Below are 14,913 nucleotides of genomic sequence, written 5' to 3' on the forward strand. Positions count from 1 at the left end.
CACCGGCCGGCCCCACCCCCAGGCGCTTCCACGCGCCCCGGAAAGAGGAGACCCCCATGTCTCGTACCGCCAAGATCGCCACCGTCGCCGCGGCCTCCGCCGCCGCCGTCGTGATGACGGCCGTCCCCGCCATGGCCTGGACGGGCGGCGCCGTCTCGGCCTCCCTCACCACCCCCCTGGTCGCCCCGGGCGGCGTCACCTGCAGCACCTCGACCCTGACCGGCTCCGTCGCCGCCGGCGGCGCGCTGACCGTCACGGCCGCCACCATCGGCGGCTGCACCGGCGGCATCGGCGTCACGCCCACGAACCTGCCCTGGGGCGGCAACCTCACCAACGGCGGCGGCCCCGCCACCATCACCAACTTCCGGGTGAGCGCCCTCGGCTGCGTCTACGGCGGCACCCTGAACGGCACCAACACCGCCAAGACCGGGACCACGCCCAACGCCTCGACCACGGCCACCTTCGCCAACCAGACCGTCAGCAAGATCTCCGGCAGCTTCCTCTGCCCGGGCAGCGCCACCGTCAGCGTCACCTACAAGTTCGTGGGCGCCGGCATATAACCCCCGCCGGAATCCAGCCGAGTCCGTCCCCTGGATCCCGGCGGGCCCCCTCCCGCCGGGATCGCCGATCCGTCACCGGGAACGGCCGCATCGGAAGAGGAGCTCCCATGTCCCGCACCCCCAGACTCGCCGCGGTCGCCGCGGCGTCCGCAGCCGCCGTCGCGCTGACGGCCTCCCCCGCCCTGGCCTGGACGGGCGGCGCCGTCTCGGCCTCCACGGGACCGGTCGGGAGCTGCGCCAACGTCGTTCTGAACGGCTCCGTCACCCCGGCCGGCGCTCTCACCGTCGCCGCGGTCTCCTTCATCAGCTGCACCCCTCAGCCCGTCCCCCAGAGCCTGCCCTGGGCCGGCAGCATCACCGACGGCGGCGGCGCCGCCGCTCTCGGCGTCCGGGTGAGCGTCCCGATACCCGGAGGGTCCTGCACCTACGGCGGCACCCTCACCGGAACCAACACCGCCGCACCCGCCCCTGTCACGATCTCCTTCCCCGCCCAGACCATCAACAAGGTCGCCGGCAGTTTCCTCTGCCCGAACACCATCCAGACCAGCCCCGCCCAGCTCGTCCTCACCGGCCCCGGTATCTGACCCCGGAACAGTCCGGCTTCCATCCCCTCCCTTGCGCCGGGCCCGGCGGATGCCGGACAGGGGTTTCCGGCAAGTGCCGGACCACACGCTGAAAGCCTGGATCGCCGATGTCGGCCGCGGCGGCCGGGAGCTTCCGTACGGGCCTTCCCGGAGGGCGCGGTCGAACGGGCCCCGATCTCTTTCCTCAGCGAGGGAACCGGGCGTCGGCGGGTCGCGTCGATAGCGGTGACGGCAGCGCCGAGCATCCAGGAGCCCCCCTTGCTCTCAGCGTTCAGAAACCGCCCTCTTCGCGACTCGCGCGACCGGTCGGTGCGATGAGTTCCCGGCAGCGGGGTTCCGGACGGCCGTCGCGTGAGCTCAGCACCCGGCTGCCGCGTTTCAACGATCCCATCGCCCTGGTCGGAGTGGTCTTCTCCATCGGGCTGGGCATCGCATTGGACGTCTCGGGCGCCGCGGACGGGGTGGAGTCGTTCCTCGCCGCGCTGTCGGCCGCGACCCTGTGCCTGGTCCTCGACGTCATCGCCCGGGCTGAACGCCGCTTCCAGCTGCGGCACATGCTGGAGACCGCCGACTGGTTCCCCGAGATGACGAGACGGGCGGCGGAGGCCACCGCACGGATCTCGGAGCGGTATCCGGAGACGCCGGTGGAGGCCGAGGCCCGGCGGCTGCTGCGTGAGGTCACGGAGAAGCTGGAGAAGATGGCCGACGGGCGTCTCGTCCGTCCGCAGCACGACTACGAACACCTCGTCTCCTCGATGCGGAACTGCCACAGCACCGTCGACGCGGTCACCAACATCGTCTCCAGGCCCAGCTGGTGGCAGGACGACCTCGCACGCGGCTACCGGTCGGCCAACCGGGAGGCCGTGAACCGCGGTGTGCGGATCAGAAGGCTGTTCATCTACGACCGGTTGACACCGTCCCTGGAGAATCTGCTCAGGCAGCAGCACGAGGAAGGGGTCGTGGTGGCCACCGTCCACCGCAGAGCCCTCACGTCGGCCGAGCACAGCAATTACGCCGTCTTCGACCGGACCCGGGCATGGCAGGCGGAGATGAACGCCCAGGCCGAGATCGTCGGCAATGTCTTCATCGTGGACCCGGCCGCGGTCGACGCCCTGGCCGCGGCCTTCGAGCGCTGCTGGTCGATGGCCGCCGTGTACGGTCCGCGCACGGCATGACCTTCTTCACCGCCCTTCTGGTCGCCCTGCTCGTCTGGGCCGTCAGCTCGATTCGTTCCATCCGCTGGCGCTCCCTGGTCTACAGCCTTCCGCTCCCCATCAGCCTCCTCCTCGTCACCGCTTCCGTGCGCGTCGGCGGAGGGCAGCTCCTCGGCGTCGTCGCGATCGCGCTCTTCATCTCGGTCGTCGACCTGACGCACAACCGGCTGGGCCGCCACATCCTGCTGGCGGACGCCGCCGGGATCGCCGCCTACATCGGGCTGAGCCTGGTCATCGCCGCTTTCGAGACGATCCCGTTCTGGCCCGTTCTCATCGCCGTCACGGCCCTGTGGGGGGCGGCCACCCTGCTCGCCCCTCCTGCGGGGCAGGACGTCAAGGCGGCGCCGTCGCCCCGGCCCGGAGCACCGGTCAAGCTCGCCACCGTGTTCGGCGCCTCCTTGCTCATGGTCGCCTTCGGCAACCTGCTCAAGGGCCTGATCGTCACCTTCCCCTACTCCGGCGTGCTCGTCGTCATCGAGACCCGCGACCACCTCACCGCCTTCTCCCGCAATTTCACCCGCAACAGCATCAGCCTGGTCGCCTTCTTCACCGGCTACCACCTGCTCCAGGCCCAGGGGCGCCCCTGGGCCCTCGCGGCCGCATGGACGGCCTTCGCCGTCTGCGTCGGCCTGCTGCACCTCTGGTCCCGCACGGCGGAGGCGAGGAAGAACGAACCACGCTTGATGTGACACTGCGCGATCCGCCTTCCTCGGGCGTCCACGGCGGGTACCCGGATCCGGGGGCTGCCGGGTCTGCGGGATCAGGCGTAGTGGACGGGGAGTTCCTTGATGCCGTTGATCCAGCCCGAGCGGAGGCGGCGCGGGGGGCCGGCCTGGTGGATGCCGGGCATCGCGTCGGCGATGGCGTTGAACATGAGGTCGATCTCGAGCCTGGCGAGGTTGGCGCCGATGCAGTAGTGGGCGCCTGTGCCGCCGAAGCCCAGGTGGGGGTTGGGCGAGCGGGTGATGTCGAAGCGGTGCGGGTCGGTGAAGACCGTCTCGTCGAAGTTCGCGGAGCTGTAGCAGAGGGCGAGACGGTCGCCTTCCTTGACGTCGGTGCCGCCCAGGCGGACGTCGCGGGTCGCGGTCCGCTGGAAGGCGACGACGGGGGTGGACCAGCGGACGACCTCGTCGGCGGTGGTCTCCGGGCGTTCGGACTTGTACAGCTCCCACTGCTCGGGGTCGTTCATGAAGCCGAGCATGCCGTGGGTGACGGCGTTGCGGGTCGTCTCGTTGCCGGCGACCGCCAGGATGATGACGAAGAAGCCGAATTCGTCGTCGGTGAGGCCGCGCCCGTTGATGTCGGCGTGCACCAGCTTGCCGACGATGTCGTGCGCGGGGCAGCCCCGGCGCTCCTCGGCCATGGCGGCGGAGTAGCCGAGGATCTCGGCGGCGGCGCCCGCCATGTCCGCGTTGTACTCCGGGTCGTCGTAGGCGAGCATCTGGTTGGACCAGTGGAACAGCTTCAGGCGGTCCTCCTGCGGCACTCCGAGCAGTTCGGCGATCGCCTGGAGGGGCAGTTCGGCGGCGACCTCGGTGACGAAGTCCCCCGTCCCGTTCCGGCGGGCCTCGGCGACGATCCGCTCGGCACGGTCCCGCAGCGCGTCCTTCAGCCCGTTGACCACCCGCGGGGTGAAGCCGCGCGAGACGATCGTGCGCAGCTGGGAGTGCTCCGGCGGGTCGAGGTTGACCAGCAGCGTGTGCTTGAGCATCTCGATCGAGCTCTGGTCGATCGAGGAGTTGTAGCGGACGAGAGCCGTGTTGCGCTGGTTGGAGAACAGCTCGGAGTCCCGCGAGACCGCTTTGACGTCCTCGTGCCGGCTGACCACCCAGCAGCCGTCGTCGTCGAACCCGGACTCACTGCGCGGCTGCGGATTCCACCACAACCCCTCCGTACGCCGCATGGCCGCGAACTCGGCCAGCGGGACCCGCTCGGCCAGCAGGTCGGGGTCGGTGATGTCGAAACCTTCGGGTACTGAGGCGACGGTCATGGGCCCTCCTCGGGGGTGGGAAATCCGGCTCCGGAACCCACGCTAGAACGCATTCCGCCAGAGTTCCAGGGCTTTTGAGACTTGAGTCTAGTCTGCAGTATCGACTACCATCTCGCCCACTCCGGACCCCCTCTTCCCCGACCCGCGGGCAGGGCCGCCGAAGCCACCCGCTACGGTGCGGGCGGGAAGTGCCCGAGGTCGGGAAAGGGGCAGGGATGCCGGTCGTTCATCTGGTCCGCCACGGGCAGGCGTCGTTCGGGGCGGAGACCTATGACGTCCTGTCGGACCTGGGACGCAGGCAGGCCGAGGCCACCGGGGCGGAACTGGCCCGGCGCGGCCTCCGCGACCCGCTGGTCGTGTGCGGAACGCTCAACCGCCAGCGGGACACCGCCGAGTTCCTGATGAAGGCCGCGGGCCTGGACGGGCGGCCGCGCGTCGACGCCCGGTGGGACGAGTACGACCACATCGAACTGCTCCGCCGCTACGGCCGCGAACCGGACGAGTCCTCCGAGGACAGGCAGGGATTCCAGCAACTGCTGGACCACGCGCTGGAAGCCTGGATCACCGACGTCGACCACGACGGCTGGGAGCGCTTCCGGACGGGCGCCCTGACGGCGCTGGAAGAGGTGATCGCGGAACTCGGCCCGGGCAGGGACGCCGTGGTGGTCACCTCGGGCGGCGTCCTGTCCGCCGTGTGCGGCGCCTTCCTGTCCACGCCCCCGGCGGGGACCATCGCGCTGCACAAGGTCGTCGTCAACGCCGCCATCACCACCATCACGGTGGGCCGCTCGGGCACCAGCCTGCTCGCCTTCAACGACCACGCCCACTTCGCCGGAGACCGGCGGGAGCTCCTCACCTACCGCTGACCGTCCGCCTTGCCCCTTTCAGACCCCGCCTCCGTCTGGAAAATCGTGCCATCAGGCATAGATTTCTTCTAAAAACACCAAGAAATCGCTTTCCACCTAATCGTTTCGAATTGGCGTTTTATCCGTTTTGGCACGGCTATAAAGACCGGCGTGAGGCTTTCTCTGGAACGGAGAGTTGGCATGCGTCATTCTCGACGTCTTGGAAAAACGGCCATCGCCACGACCGGCGTCGTCCTCTCGGGCCTGGTCGCCACCGAGGCCTCGGCCCGGTCCGCACCGAGCACGACCACCGCTTCCGCGGCGCAGAGCTGCGCGAACAGCGGCCTGGTCCACCGACCCAGGTCGGCCTTCCCCAACACTGCGGCGGGAACCGCCGCCTACAATATTCAGCTGTCCAGCATCAGAAACGCGGTCTTCTGCCTCGTCAACCACGAACGGACAACGCGGAACCTCAAGGCATTGACCTTCAACCAGAGGCTCTACAACGCCGCGCAAGGCCACGTCCAAGCCGCGGTCACCCTGAAATGGTGGGGCCCCGGCCGCGACCCCCACGTCAATCCGCAGACCCGAAAGAACACCGGAGACCGTGTGCGCGACACCGGTTATCTCACCGGTTGCAGGAGCTTCAACTACGGCGAGAACACCTACACGGGATGGGGGAACGCCAAGGTGACCCCCCGGGCCGCCGTGACCTGGTGGATGAACAGCTCCGGACACAGAGCCACCATCCTCAACCGGGTGTTCAAGGAGACGGGAGTCGCCGTGGCCCCGGGAAGCGCCGACAGGGCCGCCGGTTCGACCACCCCGGCCATGACCTTCGTCCAGGTCTTCGGCAACTGCGTCCGATGACGGCCTGCGCTCCGCACTGAATCCGGGTGGGGGATGGCGGACCCGGCCCGGGTTTCGTACGATCCGGAGCACGGGCCAGGTCGGAGATGTCATGCCTTCACGGGAGAGCCTGCGCAGGCGGCGTGCGGAGTTGCAGGCGGCCTGGGCACGGTATGTGCAGGACGGAGCCGTGCGGGCGGGCGGGAGCGCGCAGGAGCTTCGTACCGATGTGGCCGAGTCGTGGCGACGGTCGCTGGGGACGGTGGATCCGGGGCAGGACAGCGCGCCCAGCGTGGACGGCGACGGAGGGCGGCGATGGCGGGATTCGCCGCTGCGGGAGCCTGTGCTGGCGGTGGCGGACGAGTTGCGGACCATCACCGATGACGCGGGGTTCGTGGCGGCGGTCACCGACGAGTCGGGCACGATCCTGTGGACGTGCGGGGAGCAGGGGATGCGGCGCCGGGCCGGGGCCGTCAACTTCGCGCCGGGCGGGCGGTGGAGCGAGGAGGCGATGGGCACCAACGCGCTGTCGCTGGCGCTGCGCAACGACACCGCCTCGACGGTGTTCTCGGCCGAACATCTCGTGCACGCACTGCACGGGTGGGTCTGCTATTGCACGCCGCTGCACGGGCCCGACGGATCGGTGCTCGGGGTGCTGGACCTGTCGAGCACCTGGGAGCGTTCGCATCCGCTGGCGATGCCCGCCCTGCGCACGCTCGCCGGGTCCGTCGAGGCGCGTCTGGCCGAACGGCACCGCGCCGGGCCGGACGACGGGCTGGTCGCGGGGCACGGCGGGTGGCGGCTGAGCTGCCTGGGCGGTGGCGGTCTGGCCCTGGGCGGGGTTCCGGTGCGGCTGCGGCCCCGGCAGTTCGAGATCCTCACGTTGCTCGTCCTCGAAGGACGCGCGCTGGCTCCGGAGTTCCTGTACACGGCGCTGTACGGGGACCGGCGGGTGGCGTCCGCGACGCTGAAGGCGGAGGTCTCCCATCTGCGAAGGGCGCTGCGGGGTGCGCTGTCCGTCCGGCGATATGAGCTGACGGAGCCGGTCGGCTGCGACGCGTCCGACGTTCTCGCGGCGCTCCGGGCGGGCCGGACGGGTGAGGCGCTCCGCTCGTACGGCGGGCCTCTGCTCCCCGGATCCGAGGCTCCGGGGATAACGGTGTGGCGTGACCACATCGAAGTCGCGCTGCGTGAGGCCGTCCTGGGTTCCGCCGATCCGGAGCACGCGCTGCGCTACGGCGAGCTGCATCCCGAGGACATGGAAGTGCATGAACGCGCGCTCGCCCTTCTCTGCGAGGATTCCCGGCGCGGCCTCGCACTCGCCCGGATCAACCGGGCCGTTCTCGAAGGCTGACCGGCACGCCAACCTTTCGCCAACCTCGGCGGCACATCATGGGCCACGTCACACCGCGAGCGGAAGGTGCCGTCACATGACCTATGCGAAGCCGGGAACCGAGGGCAGCGTCGTCGAGTACGCGGCGCGCTACGACAACTTCATCGGAGGCAAGTGGGTGCCGCCGGTAGAAGGCCGGTACTTCGACAACCCCTCCCCCGTCGACGGGAAGGTCTTCACGAGCGTGGCGCGTTCGACGGCCGCGGACATCGACCTCGCCCTGGACGCCGCGCACGCCGCCGCCGAGCCGTGGGGCCGCACGTCCGCGGCGGAGCGCGCGAACGTGCTCAACCGGATCGCCGACAGGATCGAGGAGAACCTCGAACGTCTGGCCGTCGCGGAGTCGTGGGAGAACGGCAAACCGGTCCGCGAGACGCTCGCGGCGGACCTGCCGCTGGCCGTGGACCACTTCCGCTACTTCGCGGGCGCGGTCCGCGCGCGGGAGGGCGGGATCAGCGAACTCGACGACGACACCGTCGCCTACCACTTCCACGAGCCGCTCGGCGTCGTCGGCCAGATCATCCCGTGGAACTTCCCGATCCTGATGGCGGTGTGGAAGCTCGCGCCCGCCCTGGCCGCGGGCAACGCGGTGGTGCTGAAGCCCGCCGAGCAGACCCCGGCGAGCATCCTGCTGCTGATGGAGCTGATCGCCGACCTCCTGCCTCCGGGCGTCCTCAACGTCGTCAACGGCTTCGGGGTCGAGGCGGGCAAGCCGCTGGCGTCGAGCCCGCGCATCGCCAAGATCGCCTTCACCGGGGAGACCACGACCGGGCGGCTGATCATGCAGTACGCGTCCGAGAACATCATTCCGGTGACGCTGGAGCTCGGCGGCAAGAGCCCGAACATCTTCCTGCCGGACGTGACGGCCGCCGACGACGACTTCCTCGACAAGGCGGTCGAGGGCTTCGTGATGTTCGCCCTCAACCAGGGCGAGGTGTGCACCTGCCCGTCCCGCGCGCTCGTCGCGTCGTCGATCTACGACGAGTTCATGGCGCGGGCGCTGGAGCGCACCCGGGCGATCGTCGCGGGGAACCCGCTCGACCCGGCGACGATGATCGGCGCGCAGGCGAGCAACGACCAGTACGAGAAGATCCTGGCGTACTTCGACATCGGCCGTAAGGAGGGCGCGGAGGTCCTCACCGGTGGTGGGCCGCGGACCGTCGAGGGCCTGGAAGGCGGCTACTACGTGGAGCCGACGGTCTTCAAGGGAACCAACGACATGCGGATCTTCCAGGAGGAGATCTTCGGCCCGGTGGTGTCGGTGACGACGTTCGACTCGCCCGAGGAGGCGCTCCGGATCGCCAACGACACGCTGTACGGGCTCGGCGCCGGCGTCTGGACGCGCGACGGGAACACCGCCTACCGGTTCGGCCGCGCCATCAAGGCCGGACGGGTGTGGACGAACTGCTACCACGCCTACCCGGCGCACGCGGCCTTCGGCGGCTACAAGCAGTCGGGCATCGGCCGCGAGAACCACAAGGCCATGCTCGACCACTACCAGCAGACGAAGAACCTGCTGGTGTCGTATTCGCCGAAGCGGCTGGGCTTCTTCTGATGGCGGTTCCGGAACCGACGGACGGGGCCGGGGCCGTGCGCCCGGGCCCCGTCCCCCGTGTCGAGAGGATCGCCTTGACGCCGGAGGCGGCGCGACTGCTGGAACGGCTGGCGGGGATCCACGGACCGCTGATGTTCCACCAGTCCGGCGGGTGCTGTGACGGGAGTTCGCCGATGTGCTATCCGCGGGGCGAGTTCCGGGTGGGCTCCGGTGACGTCCTCCTGGGCCGGGTCGGCGGGGACACGCCTTTCTGGATCAGCGCGTCGCAGTACGCGTACTGGAGCCACACGCATCTGACGGTGGACGTCGTGCCGGGGCGCGGTAGCGGGTTCTCGGTGGAGGCGCCCGAAGGGGTGCGCTTCCTGATCCGCTCCCGGCTGTTCACCGAGGAGGAGCTGGCCGACCTGGAGGCGGAGCCTCCGCTGCCGTCGGGGACGGAGCGGCTCCGGCCGTGACGGCGGCCGGAGCCGTGGCGGCGGGCAGGAGCAGGTCCTCTTCCTTCGGGTTCCCGGTCAGTAGCGGCCGAGGGTGCCCCGGCGGCGGGCGAGGTGTTCGAGCCGGTGGAACAGGATCGCGCCGGCGGTGGTGAGGAGCAGGGGCTGGGCCAGCAGCCACGCCAGGCCCCAGCCGGTGGGGAGGGCGGTCAGGGAGTGGCCGCCGAGCAGGATGTCCCGCATCGCCTCGATTCCGGGGGCGATGGGCACCAGCAGCCGGCTGAGGAAGGCGACCGGGTCCGGCATCGCGGCCAGGGGGACCAGCGTGCCGCCCGCGACGGCGTAGACGGCCACGGACAGCTGGGTGATGATCTCGATGCGTTTGAACACCAGGGTCAGCCCGCACAGGATGAGCGCCAGCCCGCAGGTGCCCAGCGCGATGGCGGCCAGCGGCACGAGCGCCTGCGCGTCGAAGGGCACCCGCCCGCCCTGGGCGGTGATGGCGACGGCGCCGGTGGCCAGCACGGCCAGCGCGGTGGGAAGCGCCGAGATCACGGCGGCCGTCTGACGGCCGAGGACGCTCGCGGCCGAGGGCAGCGGGGTCAGGTAGGTCTGTTCCAGCACGCCGGACTGGATGTCGCCCAGATAGCTCCAGAACACCCGGTTGACCTGCTCGTGGATGAAGGTCAGCGCGACCATGCCGAGCAGCACGGGCGCCAGCAGTTCCGCGCGCAACTGGCCGCGGCCCATGAACAGCACGATGAGCAGGTAGAACAGCGGGAAAGTGATCATCTGGATGAGGCTCTCGCGCCATCCGGCGGCGAGGTGGAGCAGGCCCTTGCGGACCTCTGCGGCGAAGCCGCGGGCGAAGGTCATGACGGCTCCTGCAGCGCTCGGCGGTGGTTGCGGACGAAGAGCAGGCCGCTGACGACGGTGAGCGCGAGGGTGTGGAGCAGCAGCCAGGGCAGGGTGCCTCCGCGCCAGATCTCGGCCAGGGTCCGTTCCTCGAACAGCGTCTGGGTGAGCGCCTCGACGCCCAGGGTGGTGGGCAGGATCCTGGCGACCACGGCCAGCCAGTCCGGATAGAGGGACAGGGGCAGGAACGAGCCGTTGAGCAGGAGGATCAGCGAGGTGAACAGCGACTGCAGGGCGCCGATCATCGGAGAGACCAGGGCGAGGGACGCCAGCAGGAACGTGAACGCCAGCACGTTCACCCCCAGGAGCGCGGCGGGCATCAGCGCCTCCCAGCGCGGCGGGATCGCGATCCCGGCCACCAGCATCGGGACGAGGGAGGCGACGGCCGCCACCGCCAGCCCGAACACCGCGGCCGTGATCAGCCGGCCGAGCATCGGCAGCCACGGCGGCGCCGGGGTCATCTGCGCCTGGGCGAAGGTGCCGGCTCGTTTCTCCTCGATGAGGTCGGCCACCATCACCAGGCCGGCGTACTGCAGGAACCAGTAGCCCCCGATCGCGACCAGGGTCTGCGGCAGCAGATCCCGCCGCAGCTCGCCCTGGCCCAGGACGAACTGCAGGCCGAGGTACATCATGGTGCTGATCAGCAGCGTGATGACGTGTCCGGCCGGATGGGCCAGCTGCACGCGCAGGCCCTTGCCGATCTCCGCGCGCAGAACGTCAGCCGACATGGGAGTCCTCGTTCACCAGTGCGAGGAACACGTCCTCCAGGTCGGGCTGCACCTGGGTCAGCGACTCCAGGACGGCCCCTTGCGCGCGCAGGCGCTCGACGACGTCGTACACCTCGGCCGGGTCGCCCACCCGCACGCCGATCGTGGTGACGCCCTCGCGGGTGACGCCGTCGAAGCCGGGCGGCACCGCTCCTTCGACGCGGATCTCGTACCTGTCCCGTTCGCGGAAGCCCGCGAGCAGCTCCCTGGTGGGCAGGTCGGCGACGAGCCGCCCCCGGCGCATGACGGCCACCCGGTCGCACAGCTCCTGGGCCACGTCCAGCTGGTGGGTGGTGATCAGGACGGTGGTGTTCCGTTCGCGGGCCAGCTCGGTGATCCGCTCCTTGACGGTGCGGGTGGCCTCGACGTCGAGACCGAGCGTCGGCTCGTCCAGCAGCACGATCGGCGGGTCGGCGATCAGCGCGACGGCGATCGCGACCTTCTGCTGCATGCCGCGCGAGAAGCCGCCGACCTTGTCGTCGCGCCGTTCCCACAGGCCCAGGTCGGTCAGCAGGATTCGGGCTCGCTCGGCGGTCCGGCGCTTGCGCAGTCCCTTGAGCCGGCCGAAGTACATCAGGTTCTGCCAGGCCGACAGACTCCAGTAGACGTTGCGGGAGCCTTCCAGCACCGCGCCGAACCGCGCCATCGCGGCCGAACGCTCGCGGGCCACGTCGAAGCCGCCCAGCCGGGCGCGGCCGGAGGTGGGGGTGAGCAGGCCGGCCAGCATCTTGATGGTGGTGGTCTTGCCCGCGCCGTTGGGTCCCAGGAAGCCGAAGACCGTTCCGGCCGGGATGTTCAGGGACACGTCGTCGACGGCGGGGGCCTGTCCCGGTCCGTACACCTTCGTCAACGCTTCGATCTCGATCATGTCATCTCCTCATGGGGCGCCCCGGCCCTGTCGCACGGGGCCGGGGCGGGGGGTCAGTGCTCGTCCAGGACCTCGATGTCCTCCCCCGCGGCGTCGCGGGTCAGGGAGAAGGCCGCGACGGCCTCGGCGTTGCCGGGTATCGCCTGGCGTGCGGCCTTCAGGCTCTCGGCCGAGTCCCAGCGCCAGACGCCCGCCCACGTCTCGTCGTCGATGCGGCCGAGGCGCGCTTCGGTGAGTCCGGGGCACGCGGCCCGGGTGGCGGCGACCAGGGCGGCGTGCCGGGCCCGGATCTGCTCCGCGTCGGCGGGGTCGGCCTGGAATCGGGTGACGGTGATGACCGGCATGGTTGGACTCGCTCTCTAGAGTTGACTTCTAGTGAATGAATCTAGAGATAGACTCTAGCCATGAGCGATGTCAAGGGGATGAGCAAAAGGGCGCAGAAGGCGCAGGAGACGCGCCGGCGCATCCTGCGGGCGGCACTCGAGCTGTTCGTACGGGACGGCTACGGTGCGACGAACCTGCAGGACATCGCCGCCGAGGCCGGGGTCGCGGTGCAGACGATCTACTTCGTCTTCGGCAACAAGCGCACCCTGCTGAAGGAACTGGTCGACGTCACCATCGCAGGCGACGACGAGCCGGTCGCCACGATGGACCGGCCGTGGTACACCGAGACACTGGCCGCCGGCACCGCCCAGGACATGCTGCGCGCCTACGTCGCCGGCACGACCTCCATCCTGGAGCGGGTCGCGCCGATCGGCCGGGTCCTGGACGGGGCGATCGCGAGCGACCCCGAGGTCGCCGCCCTCTGGCCCCACGACGCCGACCCGCGCCACGTCGTGCACCGGAGAACGGCCGAGGCGCTCGTCGGCAAACCCGGGGCCCGGGCCGGGATGCCTGCCGAGGAGGCCGCCGACGTGCTGTACGGCCTGCTCAGCCCCGAGCTGTACCTGCTGTTCGTGCGGGAGCGGGGCTGGCCGCGCGAGCGCTGGGCACGGTGGGTCTGCCAGACCCTGCTCACCCAGCTCTGCTCGGATTAGCCGGCCCGGATCGGGCACCGCGTCCCGGCCGCGCGGAAGCCGATCCCACGCCGGAGTCTTAGGGTGGCGGCGTGAAGGATCTTCGGGTTCGGGACTGGGCGTTGGCGGGCGGGGTGTTCGCGGCGCTGGCCGTCAACCTCGCGGTGATGGGGGGCGGTGACGCGGGGGCCTGGGCGCTGACGGCGATCGCGTCCTTCGCGCTGGTCTGGCTGCGGCGGTTTCCGTGGGCGGTGCTGGTCGTCACGGGGGTGGCGGGGGTCCTCTACTACCCGGCCGGATATCCGGACACCTTTCTCGCGCTGACGTTCATGGCCGCGCTGGTCAACCTGACGGTGGTGGTCGGGGGGCTGGCCGGGCTGGTGGCGACGTTCTCCATCGTCACGGCGTTCCTGGTGGCGGGGCGCGTGCGGGAGGCCAGCCTCTCCACCGACGGAAGGGAGATCGCCTACACCACGGTGGGGCTGCTGGCGGCGGTGATCGTCGGGGAGAGCCTGCGGACGTGGCGGGCCGCGCTGGCGAGAGCGGAGGATGCCGAGCGGACGCGGGAGGAAGAGGCGCGGCGGCGGGCCACCGAGGAGCGGCTGCGGATAGCGCGGGAGCTGCACGACATCCTGGCCCACCAGATCTCGCTCATCAACGTGCAGGCGGGGGCGGCGCTGCACCGCGGGGACGGCGGGCAGGCGTTCGAGGCGCTGGAGAACATCAAGCGTGCCAGCAAGGAGACGCTCACCGAGCTGCGGCGGATGCTGGGCGTGCTGCGGCAGTACGACGAGGAGACGCCCGTCGCGCCCGCGCCTTCGCTCAGCACGCTGCCCGACCTCGTCTCCCAGGCGCAGGTTCCCGGCCTGACGGTCCGGCTGGAGGACTCTCGGGACGATGTTCCGCTACCCGCGCCGGTCGAGTTGACGGCGTACCGGATCGTCCAGGAGTCGTTGACGAACGTCGTCCGGCATTCCGGAGCGTCGGAGGTGACCGTACGGGTCGCTCAAACGAACGGTGAACTCGTCGTCGAGGTCACCGACAACGGTACGAAGGCGCCTGATCCCGAGCATGTCCAGCGCGGTAACGGACTGCGGGGAATGCGGGAGAGGGCCTCGGCCGTCGGCGGTACGGTGACGGCCGAAGCCGGGTCCACGGGGTTTCGGGTTCGGGCCGTGCTGCCCGCGGAGAAGGGAACCGCATGATCAGGGTGCTGCTGGTCGACGACCAGCGGATGGTGCGTGCGGCGTTCCGGTCGATCCTGGACTGCGAGGACGGCATCGAGGTCGTCGCCGAGGCCGGGGACGGCGCCGAGGCGGTGCGCCTGGCCGGGGAGCTGCGTCCCGACGTCGTCCTGATGGACATCCGGATGCCGGTCATGGACGGGCTGGAGGCCACCCGGAGGATCGGCGCCGAACCGGAACTGGCGGACGTCCGCGTCCTCATCCTCACCACGTTCGACCTGGACGAGTACGTCTACGGGGCGATCAAGGACGGCGCCGCGGGCTTCCTCCTCAAGGACACCGAGCCCGCCGAGCTGGTGCACGCCGTCCGGGTGGTGGCCCGGGGCGACGCGCTGCTCGCACCGGGCGTCACCCGGCGGCTCATCGCGGAGTTCGCCTCCAAGGCCCGCTTCTCCTCCGCCGCGCCCGTCCCCGCGCTGGACGTGCTCACCGCACGCGAGCGGGAGATCCTCGCCCTGGTCGCCGAGGGCCTGTCGAACGAGGACCTCGCGGCCCGCCTCGTGATCAGCCACGCCACCGTGAAGACGCACGTGTCGCGAATCCTCGCCAAGCTCGGCGCCCGCGACCGCGCCCAGCTCGTCGTCCTGGCCTACGAGAGCGGCCTCGTCCGCCCGGGGTGGACGGGCGGCGTACAGCCCGAGGTGTAACGCGGGATCCGGTCTCCTCCCGGAGGCCCAGG

17 protein-coding genes are annotated in these 14,913 nt (G+C 70.5%); 12 read left to right on the forward strand and 5 right to left on the reverse strand.

Annotated elements, in window-relative coordinates; translation table 11 throughout:
- The first annotated feature begins 56 nt into the window (after nt 1-56).
- From ABD327_RS36200 to ABD327_RS36215, 4 genes are all read left to right on the forward strand, one after another.
- Nucleotides 57-560: a hypothetical protein gene (locus ABD327_RS36200; RefSeq protein WP_344457976.1), complete on the forward strand. Its 504-nt coding sequence runs from the start codon at nt 57-59 to the stop codon at nt 558-560.
- 107 nt (nt 561-667) lie between these two features.
- Complete coding sequence (locus tag ABD327_RS36205) at nt 668-1,144, forward strand: hypothetical protein (RefSeq protein WP_344457978.1); 477 nt, start codon at nt 668-670, stop codon at nt 1,142-1,144.
- Between the two features lie 314 nt (nt 1,145-1,458).
- A complete protein-coding gene (locus ABD327_RS36210; RefSeq protein ID WP_344457980.1) occupies nt 1,459-2,319 on the forward strand; it encodes a DUF6879 family protein in 861 nt (286 codons plus the stop codon).
- A complete protein-coding gene (locus ABD327_RS36215; protein ID WP_344457982.1) occupies nt 2,316-3,047 on the forward strand; it encodes a hypothetical protein in 732 nt (243 codons plus the stop codon). The genes ABD327_RS36210 and ABD327_RS36215 overlap by 4 nt, the downstream gene beginning before the upstream one ends.
- Before the next feature lie 71 nt (nt 3,048-3,118).
- On the opposite strand, the gene ABD327_RS36220 is transcribed toward ABD327_RS36215, so the two are convergent.
- Nucleotides 3,119-4,348, reverse strand: coding sequence for a cytochrome P450 (locus tag ABD327_RS36220; protein WP_344457984.1), 1,230 nt, complete (start codon nt 4,346-4,348; stop codon nt 3,119-3,121).
- A 215-nt stretch (nt 4,349-4,563) separates the two neighbouring features.
- Here ABD327_RS36220 and ABD327_RS36225 point away from each other — a divergent pair, with 215 nt between their 5' ends.
- From ABD327_RS36225 to ABD327_RS36245, 5 genes are all read left to right on the forward strand, one after another.
- Nucleotides 4,564-5,214 carry a histidine phosphatase family protein gene (locus tag ABD327_RS36225; protein WP_344457986.1) on the forward strand — a complete coding sequence of 217 codons (651 nt, stop codon included), beginning with the start codon at nt 4,564-4,566 and terminating at the stop codon, nt 5,212-5,214.
- Between the two features lie 180 nt (nt 5,215-5,394).
- Nucleotides 5,395-6,063 carry a CAP domain-containing protein gene (locus ABD327_RS36230; protein ID WP_344457988.1) on the forward strand — a complete coding sequence of 223 codons (669 nt, stop codon included), beginning with the start codon at nt 5,395-5,397 and terminating at the stop codon, nt 6,061-6,063.
- A gap of 91 nt (nt 6,064-6,154) precedes the next feature.
- Nucleotides 6,155-7,396, forward strand: a complete 1,242-nt coding sequence (locus ABD327_RS36235; protein ID WP_344457990.1) for a transcriptional regulator — start codon at nt 6,155-6,157, stop codon at nt 7,394-7,396.
- A 76-nt stretch (nt 7,397-7,472) separates the two neighbouring features.
- Nucleotides 7,473-8,990 (forward strand): aldehyde dehydrogenase, encoded by a 1,518-nt coding sequence (adh, locus tag ABD327_RS36240; RefSeq protein ID WP_344457993.1) that lies wholly within the window; start codon nt 7,473-7,475, stop codon nt 8,988-8,990.
- Entirely contained in the window at nt 8,990-9,445 is a 456-nt protein-coding gene (locus tag ABD327_RS36245; protein ID WP_344457995.1) for a DUF779 domain-containing protein, read from the forward strand. Before adh ends, ABD327_RS36245 begins: the two co-directional genes overlap by 1 nt.
- 57 nt (nt 9,446-9,502) lie before the next feature.
- Here the strand turns inward: ABD327_RS36245 and ABD327_RS36250 are convergent, their stop codons facing one another.
- The 4 genes from ABD327_RS36250 to ABD327_RS36265 are packed head-to-tail and all read right to left on the reverse strand — an operon-like array spanning nt 9,503 to nt 12,318.
- On the reverse strand, nt 9,503-10,300 hold the full coding sequence (locus ABD327_RS36250) for an ABC transporter permease (protein ID WP_344457998.1): 798 nt from the start codon (nt 10,298-10,300) through the stop codon (nt 9,503-9,505).
- A complete protein-coding gene (locus tag ABD327_RS36255; RefSeq protein WP_344458000.1) occupies nt 10,297-11,067 on the reverse strand; it encodes an ABC transporter permease in 771 nt (256 codons plus the stop codon). The genes ABD327_RS36250 and ABD327_RS36255 overlap by 4 nt, the downstream gene beginning before the upstream one ends.
- Nucleotides 11,057-11,974, reverse strand: a complete 918-nt coding sequence (locus ABD327_RS36260) for an ABC transporter ATP-binding protein (RefSeq protein WP_344458002.1) — start codon at nt 11,972-11,974, stop codon at nt 11,057-11,059. Before ABD327_RS36260 ends, ABD327_RS36255 begins: the two co-directional genes overlap by 11 nt.
- 53 nt (nt 11,975-12,027) lie before the next feature.
- Nucleotides 12,028-12,318 carry an antibiotic biosynthesis monooxygenase gene (locus tag ABD327_RS36265; RefSeq protein ID WP_344458004.1) on the reverse strand — a complete coding sequence of 97 codons (291 nt, stop codon included), beginning with the start codon at nt 12,316-12,318 and terminating at the stop codon, nt 12,028-12,030.
- Nucleotides 12,319-12,378: 60 nt separating this feature from the next.
- Here ABD327_RS36265 and ABD327_RS36270 point away from each other — a divergent pair, with 60 nt between their 5' ends.
- The 3 genes from ABD327_RS36270 (at nt 12,379) to ABD327_RS36280 (ending at nt 14,881) form a co-directional block, all read left to right on the forward strand.
- Complete coding sequence (locus ABD327_RS36270) at nt 12,379-13,011, forward strand: TetR/AcrR family transcriptional regulator (protein ID WP_344458006.1); 633 nt, start codon at nt 12,379-12,381, stop codon at nt 13,009-13,011.
- A 71-nt stretch (nt 13,012-13,082) separates the two neighbouring features.
- Nucleotides 13,083-14,195, forward strand: a complete 1,113-nt coding sequence (locus ABD327_RS36275) for a sensor histidine kinase (protein ID WP_344458009.1) — start codon at nt 13,083-13,085, stop codon at nt 14,193-14,195.
- Nucleotides 14,192-14,881 carry a response regulator gene (locus ABD327_RS36280; RefSeq protein ID WP_344458011.1) on the forward strand — a complete coding sequence of 230 codons (690 nt, stop codon included), beginning with the start codon at nt 14,192-14,194 and terminating at the stop codon, nt 14,879-14,881. Before ABD327_RS36275 ends, ABD327_RS36280 begins: the two co-directional genes overlap by 4 nt.
- The last annotated feature ends 32 nt before the right edge of the window (nt 14,882-14,913 follow it).

It is taken from the genome of Actinocorallia aurantiaca, assembly GCF_039533685.1.
GTDB lineage: Bacteria > Actinomycetota > Actinomycetes > Streptosporangiales > Streptosporangiaceae > Actinocorallia > Actinocorallia aurantiaca.

What these genes read in the sequence shown, in the direction of transcription:
- ABD327_RS36280 (WP_344458011.1), top strand. Translation starts at nt 14,192, where the DNA reads ATGATCAGGGTGCTGCTGGTCGACGACCAGCGGATGGTGCGTGCGGCG.
- ABD327_RS36200 (WP_344457976.1), top strand. Translation starts at nt 57, where the DNA reads ATGTCTCGTACCGCCAAGATCGCCACCGTCGCCGCGGCCTCCGCCGCC.
- ABD327_RS36270 (WP_344458006.1), top strand. Translation starts at nt 12,379, where the DNA reads ATGAGCGATGTCAAGGGGATGAGCAAAAGGGCGCAGAAGGCGCAGGAG.
- ABD327_RS36230 (WP_344457988.1), top strand. Translation starts at nt 5,395, where the DNA reads ATGCGTCATTCTCGACGTCTTGGAAAAACGGCCATCGCCACGACCGGC.
- ABD327_RS36250 (WP_344457998.1), bottom strand. Translation starts at nt 10,300, where the DNA reads ATGACCTTCGCCCGCGGCTTCGCCGCAGAGGTCCGCAAGGGCCTGCTC.
- ABD327_RS36235 (WP_344457990.1), top strand. Translation starts at nt 6,155, where the DNA reads ATGCCTTCACGGGAGAGCCTGCGCAGGCGGCGTGCGGAGTTGCAGGCG.
- ABD327_RS36260 (WP_344458002.1), bottom strand. Translation starts at nt 11,974, where the DNA reads ATGATCGAGATCGAAGCGTTGACGAAGGTGTACGGACCGGGACAGGCC.
- ABD327_RS36265 (WP_344458004.1), bottom strand. Translation starts at nt 12,318, where the DNA reads ATGCCGGTCATCACCGTCACCCGATTCCAGGCCGACCCCGCCGACGCG.
- ABD327_RS36225 (WP_344457986.1), top strand. Translation starts at nt 4,564, where the DNA reads ATGCCGGTCGTTCATCTGGTCCGCCACGGGCAGGCGTCGTTCGGGGCG.
- adh (WP_344457993.1), top strand. Translation starts at nt 7,473, where the DNA reads ATGACCTATGCGAAGCCGGGAACCGAGGGCAGCGTCGTCGAGTACGCG.
- ABD327_RS36210 (WP_344457980.1), top strand. Translation starts at nt 1,459, where the DNA reads ATGAGTTCCCGGCAGCGGGGTTCCGGACGGCCGTCGCGTGAGCTCAGC.
- ABD327_RS36205 (WP_344457978.1), top strand. Translation starts at nt 668, where the DNA reads ATGTCCCGCACCCCCAGACTCGCCGCGGTCGCCGCGGCGTCCGCAGCC.
- ABD327_RS36220 (WP_344457984.1), bottom strand. Translation starts at nt 4,348, where the DNA reads ATGACCGTCGCCTCAGTACCCGAAGGTTTCGACATCACCGACCCCGAC.
- ABD327_RS36215 (WP_344457982.1), top strand. Translation starts at nt 2,316, where the DNA reads ATGACCTTCTTCACCGCCCTTCTGGTCGCCCTGCTCGTCTGGGCCGTC.
- ABD327_RS36245 (WP_344457995.1), top strand. Translation starts at nt 8,990, where the DNA reads ATGGCGGTTCCGGAACCGACGGACGGGGCCGGGGCCGTGCGCCCGGGC.
- ABD327_RS36255 (WP_344458000.1), bottom strand. Translation starts at nt 11,067, where the DNA reads ATGTCGGCTGACGTTCTGCGCGCGGAGATCGGCAAGGGCCTGCGCGTG.